The sequence below is a fragment of the Paradesulfitobacterium aromaticivorans genome, assembly GCF_054657415.1.
Window position 1 is genome coordinate 108,592 of record NZ_BAAHYT010000010.1, and the last position, 11,964, is coordinate 120,555.

General features: G+C 45.8%; 13 protein-coding genes. 1 reads left to right on the forward strand and 12 read right to left on the reverse strand.

From position 1 onward, the window contains the following. Positions 1 to 15 precede the first annotated feature (15 nt). From ACYQ2N_RS05835 to ACYQ2N_RS05865, 7 genes are all read right to left on the reverse strand, one after another. On the reverse strand, positions 16 to 735 hold the full coding sequence (locus ACYQ2N_RS05835; RefSeq protein ID WP_459998117.1) for an ABC transporter ATP-binding protein: 720 nt from the start codon (positions 733 to 735) through the stop codon (positions 16 to 18). After that, positions 719 to 1,510 (reverse strand): ABC transporter ATP-binding protein, encoded by a 792-nt coding sequence (locus ACYQ2N_RS05840; protein ID WP_459998118.1) that lies wholly within the window; start codon positions 1,508 to 1,510, stop codon positions 719 to 721. Before ACYQ2N_RS05840 ends, ACYQ2N_RS05835 begins: the two co-directional genes overlap by 17 nt. Further along, on the reverse strand, positions 1,503 to 2,495 hold the full coding sequence (locus ACYQ2N_RS05845; protein ID WP_459998119.1) for a branched-chain amino acid ABC transporter permease: 993 nt from the start codon (positions 2,493 to 2,495) through the stop codon (positions 1,503 to 1,505). The genes ACYQ2N_RS05840 and ACYQ2N_RS05845 overlap by 8 nt, the downstream gene beginning before the upstream one ends. Continuing rightward, complete coding sequence (locus ACYQ2N_RS05850; RefSeq protein WP_459998121.1) at positions 2,432 to 3,304, reverse strand: branched-chain amino acid ABC transporter permease; 873 nt, start codon at positions 3,302 to 3,304, stop codon at positions 2,432 to 2,434. The genes ACYQ2N_RS05845 and ACYQ2N_RS05850 overlap by 64 nt, the downstream gene beginning before the upstream one ends. Before the next feature lie 67 nt (positions 3,305 to 3,371). Further along, positions 3,372 to 4,556: an ABC transporter substrate-binding protein gene (locus tag ACYQ2N_RS05855; RefSeq protein WP_459998122.1), complete on the reverse strand. Its 1,185-nt coding sequence runs from the start codon at positions 4,554 to 4,556 to the stop codon at positions 3,372 to 3,374. Positions 4,557 to 4,626: 70 nt separating this feature from the next. Then, positions 4,627 to 6,057: a phenylacetate--CoA ligase family protein gene (locus ACYQ2N_RS05860; protein WP_459998123.1), complete on the reverse strand. Its 1,431-nt coding sequence runs from the start codon at positions 6,055 to 6,057 to the stop codon at positions 4,627 to 4,629. Between the two features lie 47 nt (positions 6,058 to 6,104). Next, positions 6,105 to 6,314: a hypothetical protein gene (locus tag ACYQ2N_RS05865; RefSeq protein WP_459998124.1), complete on the reverse strand. Its 210-nt coding sequence runs from the start codon at positions 6,312 to 6,314 to the stop codon at positions 6,105 to 6,107. A gap of 430 nt (positions 6,315 to 6,744) precedes the next feature. Here ACYQ2N_RS05865 and ACYQ2N_RS05870 point away from each other — a divergent pair, with 430 nt between their 5' ends. Further along, complete coding sequence (locus ACYQ2N_RS05870; RefSeq protein WP_459998125.1) at positions 6,745 to 8,037, forward strand: transposase; 1,293 nt, start codon at positions 6,745 to 6,747, stop codon at positions 8,035 to 8,037. On the opposite strand, the gene ACYQ2N_RS05875 is transcribed toward ACYQ2N_RS05870, so the two are convergent. The 5 genes from ACYQ2N_RS05875 to ACYQ2N_RS05895 all read right to left on the reverse strand — a co-directional run bounded on the left by ACYQ2N_RS05875 (position 8,013) and on the right by ACYQ2N_RS05895 (position 11,899). Next, a complete protein-coding gene (locus ACYQ2N_RS05875; RefSeq protein ID WP_459998126.1) occupies positions 8,013 to 9,227 on the reverse strand; it encodes a thiolase family protein in 1,215 nt (404 codons plus the stop codon). The genes ACYQ2N_RS05870 and ACYQ2N_RS05875 overlap by 25 nt on opposite strands. Before the next feature lie 51 nt (positions 9,228 to 9,278). Further along, positions 9,279 to 9,704: a MaoC family dehydratase gene (locus ACYQ2N_RS05880; RefSeq protein WP_459998127.1), complete on the reverse strand. Its 426-nt coding sequence runs from the start codon at positions 9,702 to 9,704 to the stop codon at positions 9,279 to 9,281. Between the two features lie 45 nt (positions 9,705 to 9,749). Then, positions 9,750 to 10,163 carry a VOC family protein gene (locus ACYQ2N_RS05885; RefSeq protein ID WP_459998128.1) on the reverse strand — a complete coding sequence of 138 codons (414 nt, stop codon included), beginning with the start codon at positions 10,161 to 10,163 and terminating at the stop codon, positions 9,750 to 9,752. Between the two features lie 50 nt (positions 10,164 to 10,213). Beyond that, positions 10,214 to 10,990 carry an enoyl-CoA hydratase/isomerase family protein gene (locus ACYQ2N_RS05890; protein ID WP_459998130.1) on the reverse strand — a complete coding sequence of 259 codons (777 nt, stop codon included), beginning with the start codon at positions 10,988 to 10,990 and terminating at the stop codon, positions 10,214 to 10,216. Positions 10,991 to 11,056: 66 nt separating this feature from the next. Further along, positions 11,057 to 11,899 carry a 3-hydroxyacyl-CoA dehydrogenase family protein gene (locus tag ACYQ2N_RS05895; protein WP_459998132.1) on the reverse strand — a complete coding sequence of 281 codons (843 nt, stop codon included), beginning with the start codon at positions 11,897 to 11,899 and terminating at the stop codon, positions 11,057 to 11,059. Positions 11,900 to 11,964: the final 65 nt, after the last annotated feature.

Here is an 11,964-nt window from a genome sequence, read left to right on the forward strand (position 1 = left end):
CGACTATCGTTTTCATCAAGAGCCAAGGTAGGCTTTCTCTAACAATTCGGAATCAACATTTTTAAGTACTTCTGATCTTTCCAAGTATACAATTTTACCATTACTAAGTACGTATGCACGGTTGACAAGTTCAAGTGCACTCTCTATTTTTTGTTCAACTAAAATTACGGTCATTCCACTATCCACCAGATAGCGTAGAGATTCGATAATGCTATCTACCACCAAAGGTGCCAGACCTAGGGATGGCTCGTCGAGCAAGAGGATTTTGGGTTGTGACATTAGGGCCCGGCCGATTGCCAGCATCTGCTGTTGCCCACCGCTTAAAGTGCCAGCACATTGCTTCCAACGCTTACCCAACTCAGGAAATAAATCAAGTACCCATTGAATCCTTTGATCCCATTCAGTCTTACTGGTCCTTCCTTTTACCACCAGATAACCCAATTCCAAATTTTCCGCCACCGTGAGGGGATAAAAAATCCCACGTCCTTCGGGTACCAATACTACTCCTTTTTGTACCATCAAGTTTGCAGTCATCCCTGTTACCGGGGCATTATTTAGCAATATTTCACCTTTCAAGGGTTTTAATAGTCCCATGATTGATTTAAGGAGAGTAGTTTTACCTGCTCCGTTTGCGCCAAGTACACCAATAGCCTCTCCTTGTTCTATGTTCATCGAAATGCCGTGGAGGACTTCAATACTGCTATATCCTGTAACTAAATCATTGATTTTCAGCATTTTGCTTTCCCCCTGAGCGTCCAAGATAGGCCTTGATAACAGCAGAATCCTGCCTGACCGTTGCCGTGGGTCCTTGAGCAATAATAGTTCCGAAGTTTAGTACACTTAGGCTGTCACAAGTGGACATTACAAATTTCATATTATGTTCAATTACAAAGATTGTGGTTCCGCGTTGTTGTATCTGGCGCAAAGTCTGTTGAAGACGGTTCACATCAGAATCAGCAAGTCCTGCCGCAGGCTCATCAAGAATGAGAATTGTGGGATTTGTAGCCAGCGCACGAACTATCTCAACAAGTCGCTGCTCGCCAAAAGATAGAGTATTGGCTTGAACTTCCGCCAGATGGGTAAGACGAAATAACTCAAGCAGTTCCAGCACATGGCTGTGTGCTGATGACTCCGATGCCCGAAAACCCTTTGTTCGCAAAATCGAGCTAAATAGACCATGATTAGAGTGCATATGCCTTCCAACTAAAACATTATCTAATACGGTCATCTCACCAAATATATGCAATTGTTGAAAAATACGTGTTATTCCTAACTCACATATATAATGAGGCTTCTTACCTATGAGATTGATCTGACCAAATAGCACTTGTCCTTTGTCGGGTTTCAAAAATCCGGATATTATATTGACAATGGTGCTTTTTCCTGCCCCGTTTGGCCCAATCAGCCCCTTGATTTCACCTTTGGCAACCGTCATATTTACATTTTCCAACGCCTGGACCCCACCGAAACTCTTAGTCACCTCTCTTATCCTCAGTATTTCCTCAGCCATGAACAATTCCCCCTAAGTATCCCTTTACCCGCTTTATGATTGATTCAAGACCCCCAGGTACAAAAAGGATTACTAGAGTGACTATGATACCGTATACTAGCAATTGGTATTCGCCTATAGCTGAAAGTAATTCAGGAATTAACGATAATACAAATGCCCCTAGGATTGCCCCTCGTGTAGACCCAAGCCCCCCGATGACGACCATAAATAATAATGTAAAGACTACGCTAATCGAAAAGGCTCCGGGGTTGATAAAATGAAAATCCAGGATATACATGATACCTGCAACCGCAGATATAATCCCAGAAATAATGAACGCTAGAACCTTATAATAGACTGTATCTATTCCTAAAGAAGCGGCAGCCGCTTCACCTTCACGAATTGCCAGAAAGGCCCTTCCCACTGGAGAATGCATTAACACTTGCAGCAAGATAAAAATTACAGCCGTTATCGCCATCGTAAGCGTAGTTAAAACCATACTGCTGATATTACTGCCAATTTCCAGGGCGATTCCCGATGCTCCCCCAGTGACCGTTCCCCACTGCAGGAGAATTACTTCTGAAAGCATGGAAAGTGCCAGGGTTGCCACTGCGAAATAAAAACCTTCCAGTCTCAGGGTGGGGACCCCCGTGATTACGGCTATTAGGATACTTAAGGCAAGAGAAATAAGAATTGCTCCCCAGTAGGGTAAACCAAATTTTGTGACAAGGACTGCAGATCCATATGCCCCTAGAGCATAAAAGGCGCTGGAGGCTAACGATAATTTTCCGGTTATACCAAATACCAAATTAAACCCCATTGAGAGAATAGCCATGATACTCATTGTAGTCAAAGTATGCTGATAATACTGTTTATCACTTAGAACCGGGGCAAAAAGAACACCCAACCATAGCAAATTTAAATATTTTTTCATGCTTGCCCTCAGCCTCCTTTTTTGCCTAACAGTCCTTGCGGGCGTATCAAAAGCATCAATAATAGTAAACAAAGGGTAATACCGGAGGCAAATATTGAAGAAACATATTCTGCCGACAGCACTTGGACAATCCCGAGAACTAGACCGCCTACCAACGCCCCTTCTGCACGGTCAACCCCGCCCAAAACCAAAGCGACAAAACCGTAAATAGTCATGTTCTGGCCAATAAGAAAATGGGCTCCGCTAATTGGAGCCAACAGTACTCCGCCAAGTGCTCCAATTGCTCCACCAATTAAAAATGCTGTAGTATCCACAAACTTAATATTAATACCCACAACCTTAGCTATTTCACGGTCGATCCCCACCGCTCTAAATAATTTGCCGATTCTAGTAAAACGGTAGAAGAGATAAATAACCACAAAAACTATGGTAGTAATAATCCAGATATAGATTGTGTGAGGCAACACAAAGAGCGAATTCCCCCCAAAAACAATTGGTTGACCTGATAAGGGGGATGACACAGGTTTAATTTCCGCCCCGAATACCAACTTAGCGAGCTGTTGTATAACCGTCATCATCGCAATCATTACCATAACCATTAGCAAAACATCATTACCGCGGCGGTTTAGGGGCCGGACACTTGAAATTTGGATAATTACCGCAAGCAACCCCACTACAACCATGCTAGATATTAGAGCTATGGGATATGACCATTTCCACGAGGCAAATGTGACAGCTGAGATCAGGGCGCCTAATGTCACAAATTCACCTTGAGCGAAATTTATTACTCCGGTGGATTTATTGATTACGTACAGCCCCAGAGCCACTAATGCGTAGAGACTTCCAGTCTGAAGGCCCGAGACAGCCAATTGTACTAGCACTGGCATGCCTCCTTTCCATAAAATCCGGTTTAAGGGGGACCACAAGACGTCGTCCCCCTTAAGCAACTTATTTATACATCGTATACTTGCCGCCCTTGATTACCCGCAAGGTTATTTCGGAGGGGTTAACCCCTTGGCGGTTCGTCAGGTCAAACTTGATTTTGGCATTAGCATTTGTACCTAAAATACTGGTAAATTCTATTTTTTCCAGGGCTTCGCGTACTTTTTCTCGGTCAGTACCGCTTTGCTTCAGAGCCTCAGATAGCAGCATGACACTGGTATAGCCACAAGCATTAAATGCACTCACCGTATAGTCGTTACCTAGTTTTTTACGCATTGTATCCTGCAGTTTTTTGATAGCCGGGGATTCATCGTTAATTGCGTCAACTGCAATTAGCCCTTCCATAGAATCACCACCCATTTTAGGGAAACTGGGAACTGTCAACGCCCATGTACCGTAAACCGGTACGCTCCATCCTACGCTTTTCATTCCCCGCATAAACAGGGCAATCTCGGGCACGCTGGAGCCACCCACCAAAATACCGTCAACTCCGGCGTTTCGCATACGCAGAACTGAGGGAGTCGCATCTGTAGCACCAACATTTATTTGTTCAACTGCCGCTGGCGTTACTCCCAGTGCTTCAAGTTTTTTGACCCAAGAATCCCTCACAGAAATACCGGTTTGGGTGTTGTCCACAACAATTCCCAGCTTCTTATGCTTTTGACTTGTGATTTTAAAAAGTGTGTTTACCCATTCTGAATCTTTCGGCATCATTTCAAAGAAGTATTTAAGTGTTTTTCCTTCGGTCAGAGGATTGTTAACATTGGTTGGGGACAGGTTAACTATTTTCATTTGTTCTGTTACAGTTTGGTTCTGTAAAGTTCCACCAGAACCTGTCGCAGAAATTATGGCTACGGTTTGAGTGTCATCGGCCAGTTTCTTTGCCTTAGCAGCTGATGTCGTCGGATCTCCATTGTCATTTTCAATAACTAGTTTAAGAGGTCTGCCGTTAATTCCACCATTGGCATTAACTTCATCCACAGCTACATTAATACCATCAACTGTTAGTTTTGAATAGTAGGAAGCGGTACCGGTTTGATCAGCGATTACACCAACTTGTATCGGGGATTTATCTCCGCCACTAGAAGAGGATCCTGTGGTAGCAGTTTCCTTCGTGCTTGAGCAGCCAGTAGCCACAAGGGCAAAGGACATTACAACTATTAGCAAAACAGTCCAAATTTTCTTACTCATAATTATTTTCGCCTCACTTTCAAATCTAACTCCGTTACCCTTCTCTCTTTGCCAGCAAACTTTTAACAGTTTATCTCTGGTTTTCACTTCTTTTGTCCAACAGTCTTTTAGTTTTGGTGGTTGTTGACCTTTGGGTGTATGGCTCAAGCTCGTCTTTGCCGAACACTTGGACATTCATTTTTACCTCAAGGCTAGCTTTCAAAGCAACCTCCAGGTCATTTTTCAAAACTTCCCGGTCGACAGAATCATCAATGGACTCTACCAAAACAGTCATCTCGTCCCTTACGTTTAATCCTTCTCCTTTCCTCTCAACAACACAGAAATACTCCTTAGTTGTACGCTTATCTTCGGCGACGATTGAACCAATGGCATCAGGAAAAACATTTACCCCCCTTAGTTTAATCATATTGTCGGCCCGCCCATAAAGCTTGTCCAGAAGCGGTGTTTTCCCTCCACATGAACATTCATGTGTTAGAATCTGCGAGACATCATTCGTATCGTACCTAATGAGCGGTGTTACATATTTAAAGAGGTCTGTTACCACGATGTTACCCTTTTGTCCCGGTTCTAGGACTTTCTTCGTAGAAGGATCCATAATTTCCACAATATAAGCATCATCCATAATATGCCGACCGTTTTTACACCCACATTCACCGGCAGGAGTGCCTACCATTTCGTGGGTGCCATAGTTGTCATAAACGTTTGCGCCAAATGCCTCTTCGATATCGCTGCGGTCCTGGTTTCCAAGATAGGTATGGATAACCCTTATGTTTAAGTCTTTCCTCGGGTCAATACCCATCTCTTTGGCTACCGAGGCTAGATACCTAATATAGTCAGGGAAACCACACATAGCTCTGGAACCCCAAGTTTTTGCGAGGTCGATTTGTTGTTTAGTCGGGGTAGCCGAACCGGTACCGGTGGTTAGCGGTATGGCCCCTGTATATTTCCACAAACTTTCCCGCATCCAAAAACCTGCGTTTACCGTCGAGAAGGCAAACATTATCTGAACCATGTCTCCCGGTTTTATACCTTGCATATGATGAAACCGCGAAGTAATGATTGAGCTAACTTCTCTGTCCTTAGCAGAGTAAAACATAGGTCTGGGAGTTCCTGTTGTCCCTCCACTGGACTGGATTATTAAGGGCATTCTTGCTGCATCGGCAGGGGTTACTCCCTGGTAATCGCCAAATGGTGGATAATCACGGATGCTGTCTCTCAAATCGTAAACAGTAAAGCTGGGCAGTTTTGGCAGCTCATCTAACCCTTTAATATCTCCATGTTCAATTCCGGCTTTTCCCCACAACCTTTGGTAAAACGGTATTTGCCAGGCACGTGCCACTTGTTGCATAAACCTTTTTTCCTGGAGTTCCCGAACTCTGTCCCTTGGCCACTTCCATATTGAGTTAAAATAATCTACATGAGGCGGGTAATCTTTAACCAATTGTTCATAATCTAATGCAAAAGGATAGTAATAGCCTCGTTTTTCTACTGCGACCTCCATTATTTACTCTGACCTCCTTCATCTAACAACTCACCTATGGCTGAAAATCAAAGCTTCTCGATAATCACGCTCATCCCCATACCTCCGCCTGAGCATAGGGAGGCTAAACCTATCTTTAGGTTTCGTTTCTGCATTTCGTAAATTAAAGAAACTACCAGGCGGATTCCGGTGGAGCCAACCGGATGACCCAGTGCAATGCCGCTGCCGTTGACATTTGTAATGTTACGGTCAAGCCCCAGTTCCTTTTCTACCGCCACGCCAAATATTGAGCTGCGAAGGCCTCGTTGACTTCTCCTAACTGAATGTTGGACATGACCTATGCAGTTTGAGTAAAAATGCGGGAATAAAAATTTTAATCCAAAAAGTGATGTATTCGACAAATTTCACCTTGACATTTTAGAAATCGTCCCATAATCGCGATGGATACCTTGATTACTTAAGGTATATCTTCTTGATTAAGGGTGATCATCCCATGAACACTTTAGCTAAACCCCAATTTTCCGACCTCCCCATGGTGAATCGGCTGGAGCCCCTATTCTCCTTAAACTATGGGACCGTTTTGACTTTTCGTTTCTCTTAGCTCAGTCTGGGATCATTAAGTCTAGCGGTGTCCCCACATGGATGCTCTCTTTCCTTTACGTTATAGGTCTTGTAGCCCGTTGTGCTTCCGTATCTAAAATGGCAGGAGTGGCAGCTCAAGACACCCTGCTCCAGATGATGTTTCAAGGAAAGAAAATGACTCAATATACCTTAAGTCGGTTCTTAACGAGTGCCTATAACTGGTCTCTTTTCGGTCGTAAACGAATTCAGCGCCTTCAAGAGGACCCGGATACAAAACTCCAGGAAGGAGATGTCCTGGCGCTCGATGATTCCCTCGTTACTCACCCTTATGGAAAGCAATTACCGTTTCTCTGCTGGCTCTTTGACCACAGCTCAAAGATCAATGTCTGGGGCATGAATCTTGTTGCTCTTCATTCTATCCTCCGCAATGGCCTAGAATATCCCTTGTGTTACCGTATTTGGCGCAAACCTGAAACGAAAGGCGAAGGCCTTACAAAGTTTGATCTTGCTTGCGAAATGCTGACCCAACTCCGCGAGTCGGTTCAATGTCGTTCGTGGATTGCTATGGATCGTTGGTATATGAAAAAGGAGTTCTTTAATTTCCTAACAGCCCATTCCTTTGATTGGGTAACAAAGGCTAAACGAAATACGGCCCTTTATCGCAAAGAGATTGAATCATGGAGTGGGCGTGAACGTTACGTGCCCCTGAATGCTCGAATGTTGATCAAAGAAGTGTTCCCCCGTCTTAAGGTTCAGGGGTCCGGCTTAGTTTCTGTTTCTATCCCGAACATTTATATTAAGCTACCCTACGAAACAACCGGAAAACGGGGAAAGACCGTAAAGAAATACCGCTACACTCCTATTGCAGCTGTTGCTGCTATGCGTCTTAAAGAAGATATAGAAACAGATGAGAAAGAAGTTTTTTTGGAAGGAGAGAGTAAAGAAGATCAAGCCGCTACGTATCGGGGGGCGTATTTGATCATTAGCAATCGCTTTGACGCACCGCACGAAGCCCTCAAGGTATATATGAAACGCTGGCGCATAGAAGTCTTTTTCCGCAATGCTAAACAAGAGCTGGGACTAAATGATTGCCACTCCACGACTGAAGTTCACCATCACTCTCATATTGAGCTCCTTTTCGTTGCAGAAACCTTGCTGAACTATGCTCAGTGGTACGAGAACAAAGAAAAAACGAGTGAAGAAGAAGGCATTACCCACGGCAAAATGGTCAACCGCCTTTTCCACACTCGTTGTGAGATCAAGCTAAAAACCCGGAGAGGTTCTCAGCAAGTCTATGTCTATATTGACACAGAAGTGCGGAATTTTGCAAGGCTTTTTGATGCGTTTTTGCCGGAGGAGATACGAATGTTTTTAGGAAAAGGTTTTTCTAAGTCTCAGATATTTCCACTAAGTGCATAGGTCATGTCTAAATCTCTTTCCACAATGACCGCCATACCCATTCCACCTCCGGAGCAAAGCGTAGCCAACCCTGTTCGCAAATTTCTTTTGGCCATTTCGTAGAGCAAAGTCACCACTATTCTGATTCCAGTGCTCCCTACCGGATGGCCCAGCGCAATTCCGCTCCCGTTAACATTTGTGATGTTGCGATCCAGCCCCAGTTCCTTTTCCACTGCCAGATACTGAGCGGCAAAAGCTTCGTTAACTTCCCACAAATCGATATCTCCCAAGCTCAGACCGGCTTTTTGCAAAGCCTTGCGGGTTGCCGGCACGGGACCTATCCCCATGTAATCCGGATCAACCCCGGCTACCGCATAGGAAACCACCTTGGCCAACGGCCTGATTCCTAAGCTTTGCGCTTTGCTCCTGGACATTATCAGCACTCCGGCCGAACCGTCGTTTATTCCGGAAGAATTCCCAGCGGTCACCGTGCCGTCTTTTTGAAAAGCAGGCGACGCTTTGGCCAATTTCTCCAAGGTTACGTCTGCACGCGGATGTTCATCCGTATCCACAACTACCCCAGCACTTTTACGCTTTGGTACCGTAACAGCTACTATTTCGTCCTTAAAACGGCCGTCCTTGATAGCGCTAACGGCACGTCTCTGGCTTAACAGGGCCAATTCGTCCTGCGCCTCCCGACTTATGTTGTATCTCTTGGCCACATTCTCGGCCGTTATACCCATTCCGACACCGGTTCCCAGTTGAGTAAGCCCGTCCCACATCGCATCACGCAATTCAATATGTTTCATTTGGGCACCCCAGCGCACCTCATCGACTGTGAAAGGAACAGTGCTCATACTTTCTGTGCCACCGGCCATAATAACGTCAGCATCGCCACTTCTAATAGCCTGTGTTCCAAAGGCCAAGCTCGTCATAGCAGAAGTACAAGTCCGGTGGATTGTTACAGCCGGCACCTCGACCGGAATGCCTGCCTGGAGGGCTGCTACCCTGGCCAAATTCGTCTCATCTTTCGTTCGTTGATAACAACAGCCCCAGATCACATCATCTATGATCCCGGGATCAATCGCTGTCCGGCGAACTAATTCCTGCATGACCGGCACGGTTAAAGACGGTGCCCTCATCTCTTTAAAAACCCCTCCGTAACTCCCGATCGGTGTACGCACGGCAGCTACAATCACTACATCATCCATGTCCGTTCCTCCCCCAATACATTAAAATAGTCTCTCGGCTTTCACACCAACTTAATTCTCTTCCATTTGCACCACTGCTTCCCCTTCCAAGACAACCCTGCCCCCTTGGTTAAAGCAAACGGTCTTAAGCCTCAGACGCTTGGCAGCCGGCATTTTTTCCACAACCTCAACCTCGGCCACAACAGTATCCCCTAAAAAAACCGGAGACTTAAAATGAATGGTCTGGGAGAGGTAAATCGTTCCCGGACCGGGCAATTCATTACCCAAGACAGCAGATAATATACCTGCTACCAACATGCCGTGAGCTATCCGCTGCTTGAAACAAGTAGAACCGGCATACTCTACATCAAGGTGTAACGGATTAAAATCTCCACTGATTTGAGCAAATTGACGAACGTCCTGCTCCATAACAGTCTTCCTGCCCGTTGCCTTGTCGCCCACCCGGATATTGGCAAAACTTCTGTTTTTCTCGTTCATTCTCCCAGCCTCGTTTTCAACAAATATTATCTAAATTCAGAACATTTACCGTATCTCCGGATCGTAAACCTCAATTTGCACACCGTACGCAGACTTAGGATGAATAAAATTCGCCGTACCAAACTTTCCTGCAGCCGGTTGGTCCAACACAAAGACGGCACCTGCCTCCGTCATGCGTTCCATATCTTCCTCAACATTATCCGACCTCAAAGAAACCAAGAATACGCCTTCTCCTTTGGAATTTAAGAATTTAGCGATTGCAGTATTATCCGTTAGCGAAGCAATTAAATGAATCAGGACGCCGCCAACATCAAAGACCACTCCTTTTAACCCAGGAAAGGCAAAATCTTCCTCGCTCAAAATTTTGACAGGCTTAATCCCGAGCATCCGCTCGTATTTAAGAGCAGCGGCATCAAGATCTTTGACAGCAATGTTCAAACCATAAACACTTTTAATCATCAGAATACCTCCTCGTATACTGTATTAATCCCTCTCTTAAGAGCTGTGACCTAACGATCTTCAAACAACGGTGCCCGCTTCTCCAGAAACGCTCTGGTTCCTTCATGAAAATCCGCGGATGTGGTTAATGCCGAAAAAACCCGTGCTTCAAATTCCAAGGCCGGATCCAAATCCAGGGATATGCCCTTATTTACCAATTGCTTCATCGCTTCAAGAGCCATACGAGGCTTTGTACTGATCTCTTGGGCAAGGTTCTGTGCTGCCGCGTAATAGTCGCTAACCGGATACACCTCATCAACAAACCCTACTCGAAGTGCCTCGGCAGCTTTTAATGGACGCCCCGTAAAGAGAAGTTGTTTAGCTTTGCCGGTTCCAATCAAACGTGGCAGTTTTTGTGTTCCTCCGCCTGCTGGAAAAGCACCGATATTTATTTCCGGTACGCCTAGCTGGACAGTTTCTGACGCGATGCGAATATCACAGGCCAAGGCCAGCTCGCACCCACCTCCCAAGGCGTATCCGCTGATGGCAGCGATAACTGGGATCCCCAAACTCTCTACACGTCTGAAAAGCAACTGGTACTTGCGACTGAAAGCATACCCGGAAGGGGCATCATAAGCTTTAGATGCTTCCGAAATATCCGCTCCGGCACAAAATACCTTGTCCGTACCATGCACGAGAAGTACCTTCGTTCCTTTATCCCGTTCTAATTCATCCAATACCTGATATAATTCGTCAACCATTTCCTGGTTTAGCGCATTCAGGCTGCGCTCACGGTTCAGACCGAGGGCTAGAACCGCCCCCTGCTTTTCCACAATTAGGTTTGCCATTAATTTACCCCCCCATCTTCGCAACGAATTATGGCTCCCCTCCTTCAGAGCCCCGCTCTGATCGTGCTAATACTTATAAAAGCCTTGCCCGGTCTTGCGCCCCAGCTGACCGGCACGAACCATTTGTTTCAGCAGCGGAGCAGGCTTGAATTTAGGCCCAAATTCCTCCTCCACAATCCCCAGAACATAAACTATGACGTCAATACCCACCAAATCCATAAGAGCACAGGGACCCTGTGGCATATTGGTGCAATAAACCATGGCATCATCAACATCCTTGGGCGTATTGCCGTCCATGACCGTGTAAGCTGCCTCATTGAGATAGGCATTGAGAATGCGGCTGGTAATAAAACCGGCATAATCCTGGGCCACCACCGACACCTTATTGATACTCTTGCAAAACTCCACCGCCGTATTAACCGTTTCTTCCGTAGTAAGCCTTCCCTTGATTAATTCGACCCCTTTCATCACCGGAACCGGATTCATAAAGTGCATCCCCAGCACGTTATGAGGCCGCCGCGTGGCCGCTGCAATGGCCGTAATAGGCAGGGAAGAAGTATTGCTAGCTAAAATAGCATGTTGGGGAGCCAGCCGGTCTAAATCCCGGAAGATTTGCACTTTCACGTCAAGTTGTTCCACCGCCGCCTCGATGACCAAGTCAGCCTCAGCGACCGCATCCAACGAACCGCCTGGAGTAATGCGAGCGAGAATATTTGTTTTCTCTTCGGCACTGAGTTTGCTTTTCTCCTCCAATCTAAGCAGATTTTTCTCTATAATCTGACGACCGCGGGTAAGCGCAGATTCACTGACATCCAACATGCTCACCCTATACCCGGCTTGGGCTACAACCTGCACAATTCCCGAACCCATCGTACCGGCGCCCACCACGGCAACCCTTGCTATTTTCATAAAATACCCCCCTTTTTTGTTCGCATCCTCATTGGAACCTTCTATCATCGCAAAATTCAGAAACC

Bases quoted from the DNA above. Each gene is read 5' to 3' on its own strand.
- ACYQ2N_RS05890 (WP_459998130.1), bottom strand. From the start codon at position 10,990: ATGGCAAACCTAATTGTGGAAAAGCAGGGGGCGGTTCTAGCCCTCGGT.
- ACYQ2N_RS05895 (WP_459998132.1), bottom strand. From the start codon at position 11,899: ATGAAAATAGCAAGGGTTGCCGTGGTGGGCGCCGGTACGATGGGTTCG.
- ACYQ2N_RS05875 (WP_459998126.1), bottom strand. From the start codon at position 9,227: ATGGATGATGTAGTGATTGTAGCTGCCGTGCGTACACCGATCGGGAGT.
- ACYQ2N_RS05855 (WP_459998122.1), bottom strand. From the start codon at position 4,556: ATGAGTAAGAAAATTTGGACTGTTTTGCTAATAGTTGTAATGTCCTTT.
- ACYQ2N_RS05885 (WP_459998128.1), bottom strand. From the start codon at position 10,163: ATGATTAAAAGTGTTTATGGTTTGAACATTGCTGTCAAAGATCTTGAT.
- ACYQ2N_RS05860 (WP_459998123.1), bottom strand. From the start codon at position 6,057: ATGGAGGTCGCAGTAGAAAAACGAGGCTATTACTATCCTTTTGCATTA.
- ACYQ2N_RS05880 (WP_459998127.1), bottom strand. From the start codon at position 9,704: ATGAACGAGAAAAACAGAAGTTTTGCCAATATCCGGGTGGGCGACAAG.
- ACYQ2N_RS05840 (WP_459998118.1), bottom strand. From the start codon at position 1,510: ATGGCTGAGGAAATACTGAGGATAAGAGAGGTGACTAAGAGTTTCGGT.
- ACYQ2N_RS05835 (WP_459998117.1), bottom strand. From the start codon at position 735: ATGCTGAAAATCAATGATTTAGTTACAGGATATAGCAGTATTGAAGTC.